Genomic DNA, 17,510 nt, shown 5'->3' with positions numbered 1-17,510 from the left:
CTGTGGCGACCTGCTCCGGCCGATAAGCGGAATGCGATCCTCTGATTGTCAGTGGCGCGTGCGAGGGTGGAGACCACTGGGGGAACGCACCACACAGAAGGGGGGCAGCCCATGGGCTGGCACCGGGAGCTGCTGATCGGCTTCGACCTGGAGACGACGGGTACCGACCCGCGCGAGGCACGGATCGTCACGGGGGCCGTGATCGAGGTCAGGGCGGGGGAGCCGATGGGCCGCCGGGAGTGGCTGGCCGACCCGGGCGTGCCGATCCCCGCGGACGCGGTGGCGGTGCACGGCATCAGCAGCGAGCGGGCTGCCGCCGAGGGCCGCCCCGCCGACCGGGTGGCCGACGCCATCGCCGACGTCCTCACCGCCCACTGGAGGACGGGCGTCCCGGTCGTCGCCTACAACGCCGCCTTCGACCTGACCCTGCTCTCCGCCGAACTGCGGCGCCACGGACTGCCGTCCCTGAGCGACCGCCTGGGCGGGAGGGACCCCGCCCCGGTGATCGACCCGTACACCATCGACCGTTCCGTCGACCGCTACCGCCGCGGCAAGCGCAACCTCGAAGCGGTCTGCGCGGAGTACGGCGTCGTCCTCGACGCCGCGCACGACGCGACCGCCGACGCCCTCGCCGCGGCCCGGCTGGCCTGCGCGATAGCCGTCCGCCACCCCAAGGTCGCGGCCCTCGGCCCGGCGGAACTGCACCGCCGCCAGATCGAGTGGTACGCGCAGTGGGCGGCGGACTTCCAGAACTTCCTGCGCCGCAAGGGCGACACCACCGCATCGGTCGACGGCACCTGGCCGCTGCGGGAGTTGGCGGGCGAGCCGGTCTGACGCTCCCGGTGCCGTCTCAGAAGGGATACCAGCGCACCGTCTCGTCCCCCTCCCGCAGGGACGCCACCCGGCGCTCGAACTCGGCCAGCGCCTTCGGGTTGCCCGGCGCGTGCTGGGCGACCCACGCGCAGCTGGCCGTCTCCCGCGCACCGCGCAGCACCGCACAGCCCTCCCAGGCGCGCACGTCCCAGCCGTAGGTCCCGGTGAACGACGCGTACGCCTCGTCCGGCAGCCCGTAGCGGTCGTGGGAGAGGGCCATGACCACCAGGTCGTGCTCGCGCAGATCGGCCGAGAAGGTCTCCAGATCGACCAGGACCGGCCCGTCCGGCCCGATGTGCACATTGCGGGGCAGCGCGTCCCCGTGGATGGGGCCGGGCGGCAGACGGGGCGTCAGCGCCGCGGCGGCCGACGCGAAACCGTCGCGCCGTTCACGCAGATACGCCGCGTCCGCGGGGTCGATCGCGTCGCCCGCGAGCCGCAGCCAGCGTTCCACACCGCCCAGCAGTTCGCGCGGCGGCAGCTCGAAGGGGGGAGTGGGCAGTGCGTGGACGAGCCGCAGAAGCCCGGCCAGATCCCGGGGCTCGGCGGGCCGCACCGGTTCCGGCAGCCGGTGCCACACGGTCACCGGGTGCCCGTCGACCAGCGCCGCCCCGGACTCGGCCGGCCGCACCGCCGGTACGCCCGCCCCGGCCAGCCACTTCGCGATGTCCAGCTCCCGGCGGGCCCGGCCCAGCAGCTCGGCGTCGCGGCCCACCTTGACGACCAGGTCACCGGCGGCGAACACCGCGTTCTCGCCGAGGGCGAGCAGCCGCGCGTCACGCCCCGCACCGGGCAGCACCCCCGCGGCCGCCAGTACGTCCCGCGCCCGTGCCTCGTCCATCCGCCCGCCTCCATGTCCGTCCGCACCCGATCGTCCCTGCCCGGCCGGACGCGTCCGACCGTGCCCCAGGCGTGGTCACCATCCGGGGGGCCGCGCGCGGCTGCACCGCCGTGATCCGGCCATCCGTCGGCCAGTGTCCCATTCGCACAGCTCCGGCGGTGTGCGCGGTGCCTTGACGAGGCAGACCGCCTTCACGACCATGACCTGGCCCGACCGAGCAGCGCAGAGGGGCTGATTCCGTGACATCGGTGACCGAGGTGAGGAGATCCGCGCCCCGCGCCCCCGACCCGGGCCGTCGGCCGGGGCGCGTCGTCGGCCACGGCCCCTGGTTCCTGGTGCTGCCCGCGCTGCTCCCGATCCTCGTCCTCAGCGTGGGACCGCTGCTCTACGGCGTCCTGCTGGCCTTCACCGACGCCCAGTCGGGCCGCACCGAGCCGACCCGGTGGATCGGCACCCTCAACTTCCGGGACCTCCTGCACGACACGCTGTTCTGGGAGTCGTTCCGCATCGGCCTGGTGTGGGCGGTCGGGGTGACGGTGCCGCAGTTCCTGCTCGCCCTCGGCCTCGCCCTGCTGCTCGACCAGGACCTGAAACTGCGCTGGGCGGCCCGCGCCCTGGCGATCATCCCCTGGGCGATGCCCGAGGTGGTCGTCGGCATCATGTGGCGGATCGTCTACAACCCGGACGCGGGCATCCTGAACGAGACGCTGCGCGACCTCGGCCTCGGCGGCGACCGGGACTGGCTCAGCGGCTTGGCGACCGCTCTGCCCGCGGTGATCGTCGTGGGTGTGTGGGCCGGTATGCCCCAGACGACCGTCGCGCTGCTCGCCGGGCTCCAGAACACCCCGCGCGAGCTGCACGAGGCGGCGGCGGTGGACGGCGCCGGCGCCTGGCGCCGCTTCCGCACGGTCACCTGGCCCGCCCTGCGCCCCATCGCCCTCGCCATCACGGCACTCAATCTGATCTGGAACTTCAACTCCTTCGCCCTGGTCTACGTGCTGACCCAGGGCGGCCCCGGCGGACGCACCCGGCTGCCCATGCTCTTCGCCTACGAAGAGGCTTTTCGCTACGGACAGTTCGGCTACGCGGCGGCGATGGGATGCGTCATGGTCGCTGCGGTCTCGATCACGCTGGCCGTCTTCCTCGTCGGCCGGCTCCGGGGAGGTGAGGAGGCATGAGGACCACCACCGGCGCCCGCGTCGGCCAGTACGCCGCGCTGCTCGCCTACCTCGTCTTCCTCGCCTTCCCGTTCCTCTGGCTGCTCTCGACGGCGTTCAAGCCCCCGAGCGAGCTGGCCGGTCTGCACCCGACCTGGATTCCCCAGGACCCCACCCTCGCCAACTTCCGTCAGGCCTTCGACGAACAACCACTGCTGCGAGCGGCCCTCAACTCCCTGCTCGCCGCGCTCGCCGCGGCCGTCGTCGCCGTCGTCGTCGCCACCCCGATGGCGTATGTGATGGCCCGCCACCGCACCGGGCTCGCCCGGGCCGCGACCGGCTGGGTGGTGGTCAGCCAGGCGTTCCCGTTCGTGCTGCTGATCATCCCGCTGTTCCTCGTGCTGAAGAACCTGCGGCTGATCGACTCCGTGCCCGGCCTGGTGCTGGTCTACGTGGTCTGGGCGCTGCCCTTCGCGCTGTGGATGCTCGCGGGGTACGTCCGCGCCGTGCCGGCCGAGCTGGAGGAGGCGGCGGCCGTCGACGGGGCCGGGCGGCTGCGCATCCTGGTGTCGGTGACCGCGCCGCTTCTCGCGCCGGGGATCGTGGCGACCGCGCTGTTCGCCTTCATCACCGCGTGGAACGAGTTCTTCTTCGCCCTCGTGCTGCTCAAGACCGCGGAGAAACAGACCCTGCCGGTCGTCCTCACCCACTTCATCGGTGCCGAGGGAGTCGCCGACCTCGGCCCGCTGGCGGCCGCCGCGTTCCTCGCGACGCTGCCCTCCCTGGTCGTCTTCGCGATCATCCAGCGGCGGATCACGGGCGGCATGCTCGCCGGGGCGGTGAAGAGCTGATGCGGACCAGAACGCTCGTGGCGGTGCTCGCCGTCGCCCTGCTGCTGACGGGCTGCTCCGCCGGCGGCACCCGGGACGACGCCCGGATCACCCTGCGCTTCCAGTCCCTGGCCTGGCAGCAGGAGTCCGTCGAGGCGAACAAGGAACTGGTCGAGGAGTGGAACGCCACCCACCCGGACGTCCGGGTGGAGTACGTCCAGGGCAGCTGGGACAGCGTCCACGACCAGCTCCTCACCTCCTTCGAGGGCGGTGAGGCCCCCGACATCATCCACGACGCCTCGGACGACCTCGCCGACTTCGCCTACGGCGGCTATCTCGCCGATCTCTCCGAGCTGCTGCCCGAGCGGCTGAAGTCCGACATCCCGCCCCGCAGCTGGCAGACCGTCACCTTCGCGGACGGCATCTACGGCGTGCCCTTCCTCCAGGAACCGCGCGTGCTCATCGCCAACGCCACCTGGCTGAAGCAGTCCGGTGTCCGCGTCCCGACCCCGCAACACCCCTGGAGCTGGGACGAATTCCGCCAGGTGACGAAGCGGCTCAGCGGCGACGGGAAGTACGGCGTCGCCTGGCCGCTCAAGGAGCCCGTGTCCGCCACGCTCAACCTGTCCCTCTCCGCAGGCGGCCGGCTCTTCCACCGGGGCGCCGACGGCAAGGTGACCGTCCGGTTCGAGGAGGGCGACGAGGTCGTCCCCCGCACCGTCCACGAACAGGCGAACACCGACCGCAGCGCCTCGCCCACCACGCTCGGCAGCGGCGGCTCCGACACCCTGCCCGGCTTCTTCGCCGGCAAGTACGCGATGGTGCCGCTCGGCTTCTCCTACCGTCAGCAGATCGTCCAGCAGGCACCGAAGGGCTTCGACTGGCAGGTGCTGCCCGCCCCGGCCGGAGCCGGCGGACTCACCCAGGGCGTCAGCCCGCAGACGCTCTCCGTCGCCGAGGACTGCCCGTACAAGAAGGAGGCCGCGGCCTTCCTCGACTTCCTGCTCCAGCCGGAGAACATGGTCCGTCTCGCCCTCGGCGACTGGATGCTGCCCACCGGCCGGCAGGCCCTCGCCGACCCCGCCCTGCGCACCGCCGAACACGGCTGGGCCACCGGCACCGCACTCGCCGACCGTCTGCGCCCGGCCCCCGCCCAGACCGTGCGGGGCTACCCCGAGTGGAAGGACAAGGTGGCGACCCCGGCGCTCCAGGAGTACTACAGCGGGGCGATCGGCCTCGACGAACTGCGCGAGCGGCTGGAGGAGGACGGCAACCTGGTACTGGCCCGCTACCAGCGCTGAGCGCACCGGTGCGAAAACCCGTTGCTGCGGTCGCGCACGCCGCCTAGCGTGCGCTCCATGGCAGCGTTCAACGCGATCATCAACTCCGGTCCCGGCCGGGGCTGCACGCACTCCCTCCGGATGCGTCGTGGCCCCGGAGCCCTGACCGGCCCGGGGAGTCACGCCCGCTGATCCAGCGCGGCTGCCGTTCGTACGCCTCCCCCTTTTTCCCTCTGTCTTCCGGTCAGGGCACTTCTCTGCCCCTTTTCCCCTTCACGGAAGACAAGGACCGCAGGCCATGGCCCGCCCCACCTCCACCTCCCGCGCGCTCTCGCAGAACTTCCTCGCCGACCGCACCACCGCCCGGCGCTTCGCCCGCCTCGCCGTCCCGCACGGCGGATCCGCCCCGCTGCTGCTCGAAGTCGGCGCGGGCAAGGGTGCGTTGACCGACACCCTCGCCCCGCTCTGCCGGGAGCTGCACGCCTACGAGATCGACCCACGGCTCGTGTCCGCGCTGCGCGGCCGTTTCTCCGGCACCCCTCACGTCCGCGTCGTCGGCGCCGACTTCCTCGCCGCGCGCCCGCCGCGCACGCCGTTCTCCGTCGCCGGGAACGTGCCGTTCTCCCGCACCGCGGCCGTCGTCGACTGGTGTCTGCGCGCGCCCCGGCTCACCGACGCCACGCTCCTCACCCAGCTCGAGTACGCCCGCAAACGCACCGGGGACTACGGCAGCTGGACCCGCCTGACGGTGCTGACCTGGCCGGACTACGAGTGGCGGCTGCTCGCACGGGTCGGCCGGCGCTCCTTCCGGCCCGTGCCGCGGGTCGACGCCGGTGTCGTACGGATCGAGCGCCGCCGTGCCCCGCTGCTCGACGCCGCCGTGTACGACGGCTGGCGCCATCTCGTCGAGCTGGGCTTCTCCGGCGTGGGCGGCTCACTGCACGCGTCCCTGTGCCGGACGCATTCCCGGCGGCGGGTGGACGCCGCGTTCCGGGCGGCGCGGCTGGACCCGGGGGTCCTGGTCGGCGCGGCCACGCCGGAGCAGTGGTTGCGGCTGCACGAGGTGCTGGCACGGTGATCGCAAACCAGTTGCACGAGACGTATCGTCTTGCTTACTGTCGCGGCATGACCAGTCCCGCTCACATCGCCATGTTCTCCATCGCCGCCCACGGCCACGTGAACCCCAGCCTGGAGGTGATCCGCGAGCTCGTGGCGCGGGGGCACCGGGTGACGTACGCGATCCCGCCGGTCTTCGCGGAGAAGGTCGCCGGGACCGGCGCCGAACCCAGGCCGTGGAACAGCACGCTGCCGGGTCCCGACGCCGATCCGGAGGCCTGGGGCAGCACCCTGCTGGACAACGTCGAGCCGTTCCTGAACGACGCGATCCAGGCGCTCCCGCAGCTGATCGAGGCGTACGACGGGGACGAACCGGACCTCGTCCTGCACGACATCGCCTCCTACCCGGCGCGTGTGCTCGCCCACCGCTGGGGCGTGCCCGCGGTCTCCCTCTCGCCGAACCTCGTCGCCTGGGACGGGTACGAGGCGGAGGTGGCCGAGCCGATGTGGGAGGAGCCGAAGAAGACCGAGCGGGGGAAGGCGTACTACGCCCGCTTCCAGGCCTGGCTGGAGGAGAACGGCATCACCCAGCACCCGGACGACTTCGGGGGCCGTCCCGCCCGCTCGATCGTCCTCATTCCCAAGGCGCTGCAGCCCCACGCCGACCGGGTGGACGAGCGTGTGTACTCCTTCGTCGGGGCCTGTCAGGGCGACCGCGCCGCCGAGGGCGACTGGCAGCGGCCCGCGGGGGCCGACAGGGTCGTGCTGGTGTCGCTCGGCTCGGCGTTCACCAAGCAGCCCGCCTTCTACCGGGAGTGCGTCAGGGCGTTCGGCGACCTGCCCGGCTGGCACCTGGTGCTCCAGATCGGCCGGCATGTCGACCCCGCCGAACTGGGCGACGTACCGGAGAACGTCGAGGTGCGCACCTGGGTGCCGCAGCTCGCGATCCTCAGGCAGGCCGACCTGTTCGTCACCCACGCCGGCGCGGGCGGCAGCCAGGAGGGGCTGGCCACGGCCACGCCGATGATCGCCGTACCGCAGGCCGTGGACCAGTTCGGCAACGCCGACATGCTCCAGGCGCTCGGCGTCGCCCGGCAACTGCCCACCGAGGAGGCGACCGCGGAAACCCTGCGGGCCACGGCGCTCGCCCTCGTCGACGATCCGGAGGTCGCCCGGCGGCTGAAGGACATCCAGGCCGACATGGCCCGGGAGGGCGGCACCCGCCGGGCGGCCGACCTCATCGAGGCCGAGCTGCCGGGACGGTAGGAGCGACCAGGACGAAGGGGCCCGGCAGACCACCGCCGGGCCCCTTCGCGCGGTGCCTGCGGGATCAGACCCGCACCGGCTCACCCTCGTCGTCCCGCGCCTTCGGCGGCGCCACCGCCTCCGGCGACTCGTCGTGGGTCAGGTCGGGCATCCGGCGCAGCCACTTCGGCAGGTACCAGTTGCGCTCGCCGAGCAGCGTCATCACCGCCGGCAGCAGCACACCCCGGATGATCGTCGCGTCGATGAGCACCGCCGCCGCGAGGCCGACGCCCATCTGCTTCATGGACTGCATGGACAGCGTCCCGAAGATGCCGAACACGGCGACCATGATGATCGCGGCGCTGGTGACCACACCGGCCGTGGTGACCACCCCGTGCTGGATCGCGTCCCGCGTCGTCCGGCCCCGCAGCCGGGCCTCGCGGATCCGGGAGACCACGAACACGTGGTAGTCCGTCGACAGGCCGAACAGGATCACGAACAGGAACAGCGGGAGCCAGGTGATGATCGCGCCGACGCCCTCCGCGCCCACCAGGGACGCGCCCCAGCCGTGCTGGAAGACGGCCACGAGGATGCCGTACGCGGCGCCCACCGACAGCAGGTTCAGCACGATCGAGGTGATCGCGACGGTCAGCGAGCGGAACGACAGCAGCATCACCAGGAAGGCGAAGGCCACCACGAAGGCGAAGACCGGGACGACGGAGCCGACCACCTGGTCGTTGAAGTCCTTCGAACCGGCGACCTGCCCGGTGACCGGGGCCTCGACCCCGTCCACCTCGCCGAGCGTGGCGGGACGCACCTCGTCACGCAGCTTCTCCAGGCTCACGCCCGCCTTGTCCTGGTCGGAGCCGCCGACCAGCGGGACGTGGACGAAGGCGACGTTCCGCTGGTCGTGCAGCGTGATCTCGACCGGCCCGCGCGAGGCACCCGAAGCGATCGCCCGCTCACGGAACGCGGCGAGCGCGGCCTTCACCTCGGGCGCGTTGATGTCGTCCGCCTTGACGACCACCTCGGCCGGCTCGGAGCCGCCCGGGAACGCCTCGTTGACCCGGTTGTACGTCTGCACGATCGGCAGCGAGTCGCCGAACTCCTGGTCCAGCGTGAGGTCCTGCGTCTTCATCCCGACCGCCGGAGCCGCCACCGCGAGCAGCGCACCGGTCGCGACCAGGACGGACAGCACCGGCTTGGCGAGGACGCGCTTCACCACGGCCGACCAGAACCGGCTGTCGCCGCTGCCACTGGAGCGCCGCCTGCGCAGGAACGGCAGCCGGCCCTTCTCGACCCGCTCGCCCAGCAGTGAAAGGAGCGCGGGCAGGACGGTGACGGAACCGACCATGGCGACCGCCACGACCATCAGCGAGGCCAGGCCCATCGCCTCGAACTCCGCGAGCCCGGTGAACAGCATGCCGGCCATGGCCACGCACACCGTGACACCGGAGACGACGATCGCCCGGCCGCTGGTCGCGGCGGCGATCCGCAGCGCGGTCCGCGCGTCCCGTCCGGCCGCCCGCTCCTCACGCTCGCGGCGCAGGTAGAACAGGCAGTAGTCGACACCGACGGCCAGGCCGACCAGCAGCATCACCGAGTTCGCGGTCTCGCTCATCGGCTGGAGGTGGCTGACGAGACCCATCAGGCCCATCGTCGCCATGATCGCGGTGATCGCCAGCGCCACCGGCAGCAGTGCCGCCACCAGCGCGCCGAACGCGATCAGCAGAATGCCGAGGGCCACCGGCACCGCCGAGTACTCGGCCTTCTTGAAGTCGTCGCCGAACGCGTCGTCGAACGTCTTCGTCATGCTGGCGCCGCCGATCTCCTCGATCCGCAGCGACTCATGGTCCTTCTGGACCCGCTCCACGGCGTTCAGCACCGGCCCGACCCGGTCACCGGCGGTGTCCGAGCCGCCGCGCACGTCGAACTGGACCAGCGCGCTGCGCCCGTCCTTCGAGATGGTGTCGCTCTCGTACGGCGAGGTGACGTCCGTGACCTCGCCGGTCCCCTCCACGGCCGTGACGACCGCGGTGACCGCGGACCGGAACTCGGCGTCCGTGGCCTTGAGGCCGCCGTCCCTGGCCTGGACGAGCACGGTCTCACCGGCCGGCTCCTCGATGCCGGCGTCCTCGATGATGCGGGCGGCGGTACTGGTCTCTCCCTTGAGCTGATCGCTGTCGCCGACGTCGACCCGGCCGGCGGCCGAACCGAGTCCCATCGCCAGCACGACGAACAGCACCCAGACGCCGACGGCCGCCCAGCGGTGCCGGGCGCTCCAGCCGCCGGCCCGGGCGGCGAGGCCCCGCACCCGCGCTTCTCCGTTCCCCATGACGGGCTCGCTTCCCTTGTACGGCAGCGACCCCTGCCGCCACCTATCGCTTTCGACGGTATGGGCCGGATAAGTCCGGATCGTCCTGCTGTCCGGTGAAGCCACGGAGCCGGGAATCATCCGATCGGCGCCCGCCTCCTCCCCACTGGGTAGGACAGGTGCCCCTCCACCTACCGGGGGATTTCAGGGCCGCGCTCAGGGGCACGGAACCGCCCTCGGGAACCGGTCCGCGTTCCGCGGACACGGCCGTCGTGCCCACCCCACGGGGCACGACGGCCGTCCTATGGTGTCCGCATGGTGACGAGATACGCGGCACTGCTGCGCGGGATCAACGTGGGCGGCAGCAGAAAAGTCCCGATGGCCGAACTGCGCACCCTCCTGGAGGGCCTCGGTCACGAGGGCGTGCGCACATATCTCCAGAGCGGCCAGGCGGCGTTCACCTCCGGACACGGCGACGAGGAGTCACTGGCCGCCGAGTTGGCGGCGGCGCTCGAGCGGCACTTCGGCTTCGGCGTGGACGTGATCGTGCGCGACCACGCCTATCTCAGGGCGATCGTCGACGCCTGCCCGTTCCCGGCCGCCACCCTGGAGGCCAAACAGCTCCACGTCACCTACTTCTCCGCGCCCGTCGCCCCCGAGCGCTTCGCCGAGATCGACCAGGAGGCGTATCTGCCGGAGGAGTTCCGACTCGGCGACCGCGCCCTCTACCTGTACGCCCCGGCCGGCCTGGGCCGCTCCAAACTCGCCGAGCACCTGGCCAAACCCCGCATCAACAAGGGTCTGATCGCCACCAGCCGCAACTGGAACACGGTGGTGAGACTCGCGGAGCTCACCGGCGACTGACCGGGGCGCCACCGGGATGGGACCTGGCCGCCCCCGGGGTGCGCGGGCGGCCGAGCGCTTCGACAGCTTCCGGGCCCCGGCCGCCCACCCCCACCTCTTCGAGCCGCAGCGGACCGGGACGGGCAGCCTGTCCTTTCGACCGGGGCAGAGGAGGCGAGGGGGCCGAGGAGGCGGGCACGAGAGAACCGGGGCCAGGAAGCGCGGCCAGGAAACGGGGCCGGGACGACCGTGCCCGGACGCCCGTGCCTCGTTGATCAGGCTCCGACCGTCGCGAGCACCGGCGTCCGCGCCTCGTCGATCAGGCTCCGACCGCCGCGAGCACCGGCGTCCGCGCCTCGTCGATCAGGCTCCGACCGCCGCGAGCACCGGCGTCCGCGCCTCGTCGATCAGGCTCCGACCGCCGCGAGCACCGGCGCCCGCGCCTCGTCGATCAGGCTCCGACCGCCGCGAGCACCGGCGCCCGCGCCTCGTCGTACCGCTCCAGCAGGACCCGCGCCACCTCCGGCGCCGGGCCCAGCACATCCGCCAGGACGTCCGCCTCCGCCGCGCCCCGGGCGATGCGGTCCGGGAGGAAGCCCGGCGCCAGGACGTAGGGCGCGACGGCCACGCGCTCGCAGCCGAGGGCGCGCAGTTCGCGTACCGCCTGCTCGGTGCGGGGCAGGGATGCGGAGGCGAACGCAGGCCGCACGGCGCACCAACCGGTGTGCCGCCACTCCCGCGCGATGTCTGCGATCACTGCGATCGCCTCCGGGTCGGTGGACCCCGCCGAGGCCAGCACGACCCCGGTCGAGGACTTGTCGGCGGGCGTCAGGCCCGCCTCGTACAGCCGGTGCTCCAGCGCCGCCAGCAGCAGCGGGGAGGGACCCAGCACCTCGGCCTGCCGGATCCGCAGCCGCGGCGGAGCCTGCGCCAGCACCGCGGGGATGTCCGCCTTGGCGTGGAAGGCACGGGTCAGCAGCAGCGGGAGGGCGACCACGTCGCGGACGCCCTCCGCCGCCAGGGACTCCAGCACCCCCTTGACCGAAGGCACGTTGAAGTCCAGGAACCCGGTCTCCACGCGCAGCCCCGGCCGCAGCGAGCGCACCCGCCGCACCAGGGCGTGCACGGTCGCGGCGTGCCGCGGGTCGCGGCTGCCGTGGGCGATGACGAGCAGAACCGGACGGTGCATGGTGTGCCTCAGCCCTTCACCAGCAGACCGCGGCTGCGCAGCACCCACCGCTCCAGCGGACTGAAGATCAGCAGGTCGATGGCGATACCGACGGTCAGGATCAGCAGGATCGCCTCGAAGACCATGGCCATGTCGCTGGCGTTGCGGCCGTTCTCCAGCAGCTGGCCGAGGCCCACGCCGAGGTCGGGGAAGGACGCGATGATCTCGGCGGCCATCAGCGAACGCCAGGAGAACGCCCAGCCCTGCTTCAGACCCGCCACGTAGCCGGGCAGCGCGGCCGGGAGCACGATGTGCCAGGTGCCCTTGAGTCCCGTCGCGCCCAGCGTGCGGCCGGCCCGCAGGAACAGCGGGGGCACCTGGTCGACGCCGGAGACCAGGCCGTTCGCGATCGACGGGACCGCGCCGAGCAGGATCACCGCGTACATCATCTGGTTGTTCAGGCCCAGCCAGATCACGGCCGGCGGCACCCACGCCACCGACGGCAGCGACTGCAGGCCGGACAGGATCGGGCCGATCGCCGCGCGGACGAACCTCACCCGCGCCACCAGCAGCCCCAGCGGGGTGCCGATCAGCAGCGCGAAGAAGAAGCCGAGCAGACCGCGCGAGACGCTGGTCCAGATGTAGCCGAGCAGCTCGCCCTGGAGCCACGCCTGGCGGACGACCTCCCACACCGCGCCCGGCGAGGGCAGCTTGGTCGGATCGTCGACGATCTTGAAGGAGACCAGTGCCTGCCACGCCGCCAGCACCAGCGCGACGGCGACGACGGGCGGGAAGATCTTCTCCACGAAGGTCTGCCGGAACGGCTTGCGTCCGGCCTGCACCGTCTCCAGTGCGTCGAGCCCCGCCTCCAGACCGGCGAGGTCGCCCGAGTCCTTGGCGGTCGTCTCAGTGCTGGCCATGACGGCGGATCTCCCCACGGAGTTCTTCGGTGATCTCGACGGACAGTTCCGCCACCGCGGTGTCCTCGATACGGCGCGGATGCGGGATGCCGACCGTCCACTCACGGGCGATCCGGCCCGGGCGGGAGGACAGCAGCACCACCCGCTGCGCCAGCCGGACCGCCTCGCGCACGTTGTGGGTGACGAACAGGACGGACAGCCGCGTCTCGCGCCAGATCCTGGTCAGCTCGTCGTGCAGTACGTCCCGCGTGATGGCGTCCAGGGCCGCGAACGGCTCGTCCATCAGCAGCAGTTTGCTCTCCTGGGCGAGCGCCCGGGCCATCGCGACCCGCTGCCGCATACCGCCCGACAGCTCGTGCACCCGCTTGCCGTACGCGCCCTTCAGCCGGACCAGCTCCAGCAGTTCCTCGGCGCGGCCGCGGCGCTCGTTCTTCGCGACGCCCCGGAGCTTCAGGGCGAGCTCGATGTTCTTGCCCGCGGTCAGCCAAGGGAAGAGGGCGTGCTCCTGGAACATCAGGGCCGGACGTCCGTCCGTGCTGATCGCGCCGGCCGTGGGGCGGTCGAGCCCCGCGACCAGGTTGAGCAGTGTGGATTTGCCGCAGCCCGAGGCACCCAGCAGGGTGACGAACTCACCGGGCGCGACATCGAGGGTGATGTCGTCCAGCACGAGCTGTTGCCCGGCGGGGCCGGCGAACGACTTCGAGACATGCTCGATCCGGGCGGCCTGCGTGACCGCCTCGGTGCCGTCGGCGGCCTTGGCGAGGGTCGTGGCCATGGTCGTCACCTCCTGGGAACTCGTAGTGATCCGGGCTTACTCGGCGCCGAGTCCGGCGTCGTCGACAGCGGGCTCGCCCGCGGCCTTCAGGACCTTGTTGAGCAGCGTCAGGTCGTAGATGCGGGTCAGGTCCGGCTGCTCCAGCAGGCCCGCCTCGACGGCGTGCTCCGCCTGCGCGTCGAGGGTCGCGGCCAGCGGGTCGTCGGTGAACCGGATCGACTTCCACGCCGGGTCCAGTACGTCGTCCGGCAGCGCCTTGCCGGAGTCGGTCTCCAGCTGCGCGTTGGCGGCGGCCTTCGCCTCGTCCGGATGGGCGTTGATCCACTTGTTGGTTTCGGCCGACGCCTTCAGCACCGCCTCGACGGCCTTCGGGTGCTCCTTCAGGAACTCCTGCCGCACGACGATGTTCGTGATCACGAACTTCCCGTCCGGCCACAGGGCCGCCTCGTCCAGCAGTACCTTGCCCCCCTCCGCGACCAGCTTCGACGCGGTCGGCTCCGGCACCCAGGCACCGTCGACCGAACCGGACCTGAACGCGTCCGGGGTGACCTTGTTGTCGCTGCGGACGACCGTCACATCGCCCTTGCCGCTCTGCGCGTCGACCTTCCAGCCCTGCTCGGCCACCCAGTTGAGGAACGCGACATCCTGCGTGTTGCCGAGCTGCGGGGTCGCGATCCGCTTGCCCCTGACGTCCTTCAGGGACGTCACCTTGTCCGGGTTCACCACGAGCTTCACCCCGCCGGACGCCGAACCGCCGACGATCCGCAGGTTCTTGCCGTCCGACTTGGTGTAGCCGTTGACCGCGGGGGACGGGCCGATGAAACCGATGTCGAGGGAACCGGAGTTGAGCGCCTCGATCTGTGACGGCCCCGCGTTGAACACCGCGTACCTGGCCTCGGTGCCGCCGAGCTCCTTCTGGAAGAAGCCCTTCTGGTTGCCCACCAGCGCGGTGCCATGGGTGAGGTTGCCGAAGTAGCCGATCCTGACGGAGTCGAGACCGTCGACCTTCTCCGCCCCGGCGACGGCCTTCGCGGTGTCGTCGTCCTTCGCCTGGGAGCCGTAACCGCAGGCGGCCAGGGTGAGCAGCGGCAGCGCGGCCATCACCGCGAAGGTGCGGCGCAGGGCTGATGTGGCAGGCACGGGAGGTGTTCCTCTCGGAGGCCCGGCGGTCACGGTCCGTCAGGTCGTGGCCGGGAAGTCGGCGGGTTTTCGCCTACGGCGGCGGGGAGTGAGGGCGCGCGGGCGGTGCGCGTACGTCATCGCGGACATCGGTGCGCCCCGCGCTGTCCTGCCGGGGTCTTCGTTCGGGGGGACACCCGGCCGAGGGCGCCGCTGCCGACGCGGCCGCCCTCCTTCGCGGAGAGGGAGGAGAAAGCGGGGGAGTCCATCCTCAGAAGTCCCACCCGTCGTCCTCGGCCTCGTTCTTGACGGGCTCCGGTGCGGCGAAGGACTCACCGACCATGCCGGCGGTGAGCGTGGTGCCGTCGCTGGGGTCGATGAGGATGAACGAGCCGGTGCGCCGCGAGTCCGAGTAGGAGTCCGCCGGCAGCGGCTCGGCGGTACGGATCTTCACCCGGCCGATGTCGTTGGCGACGAGCCGTTCCGGGTGCGGGTGCAGCGACAGGTCGTCCAGCGTCAGCCGGGACGGGATGTCCTTCACGATCGCCTTGACGGTGCGGGTGCCGTGCTTGAGCAGCACCCGGTGACCGACGGTCAGCGGCTGGTCGGCGACATGGCACACGGTGGCCTCGACGTCCTGCGAGGTGGCCGGCGCGTCCTTGGTGGGGACGAGCAGGTCGCCGCGCGAGATGTCGATGTCGTCGGCCAGCAGCAGAGTCACCGACTGCGGCGTCCAGGCGACGTCCACGGGCTTGCCCAGCAGGTCGATCCCGGTGATCGTGGTCGTCCGGCCGGACGGCAGCACGGTCACCGCGTCGCCCACCCGGAACGTGCCCGCGGCGATCTGTCCGGCGTAGCCCCGGTAGTCCGGGTGCTCGGCGCTCTGCGGCCGGATCACGTACTGCACGGGCAGCCGGGCGTGGCAGTGCGCCAGGTCGTGCGCGACCGGGACGGTCTCCAGGTGCTCCAGCACGGTGGGGCCGCCGTACCAGTCCATGTGCGCGGACGGCTCCACCACGTTGTCGCCGACCAGCGCCGAGATCGGGATCGCGGTGACCTCGGGAACGCCCAGCTCGGTGGCGTACGCCGTGAACTCCTCGGCGATCGCCGCGAACACCGGCTCCCGGTAGTCGACCAGGTCCATCTTGTTGACGGCGAGGACGGCGTGCGGAACGCGCAGCAGGGCGGCGATGGCGGCGTGCCGGCGGGTCTGTTCGACCACACCGTTGCGGGCGTCGACCAGGATCACGGTCAGCTCGGCCGTCGAGGCACCGGTGACCATGTTCCGCGTGTACTGCACGTGGCCGGGGGTGTCGGCGAGGATGAACCGGCGGCGCGGCGTGGCGAAGTAGCGGTAGGCCACGTCGATGGTGATGCCCTGCTCCCGCTCGGCCCGCAGCCCGTCGGTGAGCAGCGCGAGGTCGGGGACGTCCTGGCCGCGGCTCGCCGAAGCCCGCTCCACGGCCTCCAGCTGGTCGGTGAGGACCGACTTGGAGTCGTGCAGCAGCCGGCCCACCAGCGTGGACTTGCCGTCGTCGACGGAACCGGCGGTGGCGAACCGCAGCAGCGTGGTGGCCGCGAGCTCCTCGGTCGTGATGGTGCTCATGTCTAGAAGTACCCCTCGCGCTTGCGGTCTTCCATCGCGGCCTCGGAGAGCTTGTCGTCGGCGCGGGTGGCACCGCGCTCGGTGAGCCGGGAGGCGGCGATCTCGGTGATCACCTTCTCGATGGTGTCGGCGTCGGAGTCCACCGCGCCGGTGCAGGACATGTCGCCCACGGTCCGGTACCGGACCAGCCGCTTCTCGACACTCTCGCCGTCCTTCGGGCCGCCCCACTCACCCGCGGTCAGCCACATGTCGCCGCGTCGGAACACCTCGCGCTCGTGCGCGTAGTAGATCTCCGGCAGTTCGATGTTCTCGCGGGCGATGTACTGCCACACGTCCAGCTCGGTCCAGTTGGACAGCGGGAAGACGCGGACGTGCTCACCGGGGGCGTGCCGCCCGTTGTACAGGTTCCACAGCTCGGGGCGCTGGCGGCGCGGGTCCCACTGGGAGAACTCGTCGCGCAGCGAGAACACCCGCTCCTTGGCCCGGGCCTTCTCCTCGTCGCGTCGGCCGCCGCCGAAGACGGCGTCGAACCTCTCGCTCTGGATCTTCTCGGTGAGCGGGACGGTCTGCAGCGGGTTGCGGGTGCCGTCCGGGCGCTCCTTCAGCACCCCGCGGTCGATGTAGTCCTGCACGGAGGCGACATGCAGCCGCAGTCCGTGCCGGGCGACCGTGCGGTCCCGGTAGTCGAGGACCTCGGGGAAGTTGTGCCCGGTGTCGACGTGCAGCAGCGAGAACGGGACCGGCGCCGGGGTGAACGCCTTCAGCGCCAGGTGCAGCATGAGGATGGAGTCCTTGCCGCCGGAGAACAGGATCACCGGCTTCTCGAACTCGCCCGCCACCTCGCGGAAGATGTGCACCGCCTCGGACTCCAGGGCGTCCAGGTGGGAGAGGGCGTACGGGTTCTCCGTGCCCTCCTCGACGGTGGCGACGGTCGTCGTCATGCCAGTCCCCTTTCGCTGAGCAGGGCGTACACCGACGCCGCGGACTCCTGCACGGTCTGGTTCTGGGACTCGATCCGCAGATCGGGCGTCTCGGGCTCCTCGTACGGGTCGTCCACACCGGTGAGTCCGGTGAGTTCGCCCGCCGCCTGCTTGGCGTACAGGCCCTTCACATCGCGTACGGAGCACACCTCGACCGGGGTCGCCACATGCACCTCGACGTACGGTGTGCCGTTCGCCCCGTGCCGTTTGCGGACCGCCTCCCGGCTGTCCGCGTACGGTGCGATCACCGGGACGAGCGCGGTCACGCCGTTGCGGGCGAGCAGTTCGGCGACGAAGCCGATGCGCTGCACGTTGGTGTGCCGGTCCTCGCGGCCGAAACCGAGGCCCGCCGAGAGGAACTCGCGGATCTCGTCGCCGTCGAGCACCTCGACGCGTCGGCCCTCTTCGCGCAGCCGGCCGGCCAGCTCGTGGGCGATGGTGGTCTTGCCGGCGCTCGGCAGACCCGTGAGCCAGACGGTGGCTCCGGTCGTCACGTCGGTCTC

The 17,510-nt window shown here is 71.8% G+C and carries 16 protein-coding genes; 7 read left to right on the top strand and 9 right to left on the bottom strand.

What is annotated here, in order from left to right; all coding sequences use genetic code 11:
• Positions 1–111: 111 nt before the first annotated feature.
• Positions 112–834 carry a 3'-5' exonuclease gene (locus tag IE178_RS16215; RefSeq protein ID WP_193512786.1) on the top strand — a complete coding sequence of 241 codons (723 nt, stop codon included), beginning with the start codon at positions 112–114 and terminating at the stop codon, positions 832–834.
• A 16-nt stretch (positions 835–850) separates the two neighbouring features.
• Here IE178_RS16215 and IE178_RS16210 read toward each other — a convergent pair whose 3' ends face one another.
• Positions 851–1,714, bottom strand: coding sequence for a phosphotransferase enzyme family protein (locus IE178_RS16210; RefSeq protein WP_184761473.1), 864 nt, complete (start codon positions 1,712–1,714; stop codon positions 851–853).
• Between the two features lie 239 nt (positions 1,715–1,953).
• On the opposite strand from IE178_RS16210, the gene IE178_RS16205 reads away from it, so the two are divergent.
• The 5 genes from IE178_RS16205 (at position 1,954) to mgt (ending at position 7,303) form a co-directional block, all read left to right on the top strand.
• Positions 1,954–2,892 carry a carbohydrate ABC transporter permease gene (locus tag IE178_RS16205; protein ID WP_193512785.1) on the top strand — a complete coding sequence of 313 codons (939 nt, stop codon included), beginning with the start codon at positions 1,954–1,956 and terminating at the stop codon, positions 2,890–2,892.
• Entirely contained in the window at positions 2,889–3,722 is an 834-nt protein-coding gene (locus IE178_RS16200; RefSeq protein ID WP_184761471.1) for a carbohydrate ABC transporter permease, read from the top strand. Before IE178_RS16205 ends, IE178_RS16200 begins: the two co-directional genes overlap by 4 nt.
• Positions 3,722–5,002: an ABC transporter substrate-binding protein gene (locus IE178_RS16195; protein ID WP_193512784.1), complete on the top strand. Its 1,281-nt coding sequence runs from the start codon at positions 3,722–3,724 to the stop codon at positions 5,000–5,002. Before IE178_RS16200 ends, IE178_RS16195 begins: the two co-directional genes overlap by 1 nt.
• A 277-nt stretch (positions 5,003–5,279) precedes the next feature.
• Positions 5,280–6,059, top strand: coding sequence for an ErmE/ErmH/ErmO/ErmR family 23S rRNA (adenine(2058)-N(6))-methyltransferase (erm, locus tag IE178_RS16190; RefSeq protein WP_193512783.1), 780 nt, complete (start codon positions 5,280–5,282; stop codon positions 6,057–6,059).
• A gap of 47 nt (positions 6,060–6,106) precedes the next feature.
• Entirely contained in the window at positions 6,107–7,303 is a 1,197-nt protein-coding gene (mgt, locus tag IE178_RS16185; protein WP_438874381.1) for a macrolide-inactivating glycosyltransferase, read from the top strand.
• Between the two features lie 64 nt (positions 7,304–7,367).
• Here the strand turns inward: mgt and IE178_RS16180 are convergent, their stop codons facing one another.
• On the bottom strand, positions 7,368–9,617 hold the full coding sequence (locus tag IE178_RS16180; RefSeq protein ID WP_193512781.1) for an MMPL family transporter: 2,250 nt from the start codon (positions 9,615–9,617) through the stop codon (positions 7,368–7,370).
• Between the two features lie 294 nt (positions 9,618–9,911).
• On the opposite strand from IE178_RS16180, the gene IE178_RS16175 reads away from it, so the two are divergent.
• The gene (locus IE178_RS16175) at positions 9,912–10,460 is read left to right on the top strand and encodes a DUF1697 domain-containing protein (protein ID WP_193512780.1); all 549 of its coding nucleotides are present in this window, start codon (positions 9,912–9,914) and stop codon (positions 10,458–10,460) included.
• A gap of 430 nt (positions 10,461–10,890) precedes the next feature.
• Here IE178_RS16175 and IE178_RS16170 read toward each other — a convergent pair whose 3' ends face one another.
• The 7 genes from IE178_RS16170 to cysC all read right to left on the bottom strand — a co-directional run bounded on the left by IE178_RS16170 (position 10,891) and on the right by cysC (position 17,501).
• Positions 10,891–11,628, bottom strand: coding sequence for a sirohydrochlorin chelatase (locus IE178_RS16170; protein ID WP_193512779.1), 738 nt, complete (start codon positions 11,626–11,628; stop codon positions 10,891–10,893).
• A gap of 8 nt (positions 11,629–11,636) precedes the next feature.
• Positions 11,637–12,527 carry an ABC transporter permease gene (locus tag IE178_RS16165; RefSeq protein ID WP_193512778.1) on the bottom strand — a complete coding sequence of 297 codons (891 nt, stop codon included), beginning with the start codon at positions 12,525–12,527 and terminating at the stop codon, positions 11,637–11,639.
• Entirely contained in the window at positions 12,514–13,302 is a 789-nt protein-coding gene (locus IE178_RS16160; protein WP_184761461.1) for an ABC transporter ATP-binding protein, read from the bottom strand. Before IE178_RS16160 ends, IE178_RS16165 begins: the two co-directional genes overlap by 14 nt.
• Before the next feature lie 36 nt (positions 13,303–13,338).
• On the bottom strand, positions 13,339–14,442 hold the full coding sequence (locus tag IE178_RS16155; RefSeq protein ID WP_193512777.1) for an aliphatic sulfonate ABC transporter substrate-binding protein: 1,104 nt from the start codon (positions 14,440–14,442) through the stop codon (positions 13,339–13,341).
• Positions 14,443–14,692: 250 nt separating this feature from the next.
• The gene (locus IE178_RS16150; protein ID WP_184761459.1) at positions 14,693–16,027 is read right to left on the bottom strand and encodes a sulfate adenylyltransferase subunit 1; all 1,335 of its coding nucleotides are present in this window, start codon (positions 16,025–16,027) and stop codon (positions 14,693–14,695) included.
• A 2-nt stretch (positions 16,028–16,029) separates the two neighbouring features.
• On the bottom strand, positions 16,030–16,968 hold the full coding sequence (gene cysD, locus IE178_RS16145; protein WP_184761458.1) for a sulfate adenylyltransferase subunit CysD: 939 nt from the start codon (positions 16,966–16,968) through the stop codon (positions 16,030–16,032).
• Positions 16,965–17,501, bottom strand: a complete 537-nt coding sequence (gene cysC, locus IE178_RS16140) for an adenylyl-sulfate kinase (RefSeq protein WP_184761457.1) — start codon at positions 17,499–17,501, stop codon at positions 16,965–16,967. Before cysC ends, cysD begins: the two co-directional genes overlap by 4 nt.
• Positions 17,502–17,510 lie beyond the last annotated feature (9 nt).

This window comes from Streptomyces griseoloalbus (assembly GCA_014650015.1).
Taxonomy (GTDB): domain Bacteria; phylum Actinomycetota; class Actinomycetes; order Streptomycetales; family Streptomycetaceae; genus Streptomyces; species Streptomyces griseoloalbus.
The sequence above is the reverse complement of the archived record's forward strand: the minus strand, read 5'-3'. Positions and strand labels throughout refer to the sequence as shown.

Excerpts from the sequence above, each read along its gene's own strand:
- IE178_RS16215 (WP_193512786.1), top strand. The coding sequence starts at position 112 with ATGGGCTGGCACCGGGAGCTGCTGATCGGCTTCGACCTGGAGACGACG.
- IE178_RS16210 (WP_184761473.1), bottom strand. The coding sequence starts at position 1,714 with ATGGACGAGGCACGGGCGCGGGACGTACTGGCGGCCGCGGGGGTGCTG.
- IE178_RS16200 (WP_184761471.1), top strand. The coding sequence starts at position 2,889 with ATGAGGACCACCACCGGCGCCCGCGTCGGCCAGTACGCCGCGCTGCTC.
- IE178_RS16195 (WP_193512784.1), top strand. The coding sequence starts at position 3,722 with ATGCGGACCAGAACGCTCGTGGCGGTGCTCGCCGTCGCCCTGCTGCTG.
- erm (WP_193512783.1), top strand. The coding sequence starts at position 5,280 with ATGGCCCGCCCCACCTCCACCTCCCGCGCGCTCTCGCAGAACTTCCTC.
- mgt (WP_438874381.1), top strand. The coding sequence starts at position 6,107 with ATGACCAGTCCCGCTCACATCGCCATGTTCTCCATCGCCGCCCACGGC.
- IE178_RS16180 (WP_193512781.1), bottom strand. The coding sequence starts at position 9,617 with ATGGGGAACGGAGAAGCGCGGGTGCGGGGCCTCGCCGCCCGGGCCGGC.
- IE178_RS16175 (WP_193512780.1), top strand. The coding sequence starts at position 9,912 with ATGGTGACGAGATACGCGGCACTGCTGCGCGGGATCAACGTGGGCGGC.
- IE178_RS16170 (WP_193512779.1), bottom strand. The coding sequence starts at position 11,628 with ATGCACCGTCCGGTTCTGCTCGTCATCGCCCACGGCAGCCGCGACCCG.
- IE178_RS16165 (WP_193512778.1), bottom strand. The coding sequence starts at position 12,527 with ATGGCCAGCACTGAGACGACCGCCAAGGACTCGGGCGACCTCGCCGGT.
- IE178_RS16160 (WP_184761461.1), bottom strand. The coding sequence starts at position 13,302 with ATGGCCACGACCCTCGCCAAGGCCGCCGACGGCACCGAGGCGGTCACG.
- IE178_RS16150 (WP_184761459.1), bottom strand. The coding sequence starts at position 16,027 with ATGAGCACCATCACGACCGAGGAGCTCGCGGCCACCACGCTGCTGCGG.
- cysD (WP_184761458.1), bottom strand. The coding sequence starts at position 16,968 with ATGACGACGACCGTCGCCACCGTCGAGGAGGGCACGGAGAACCCGTAC.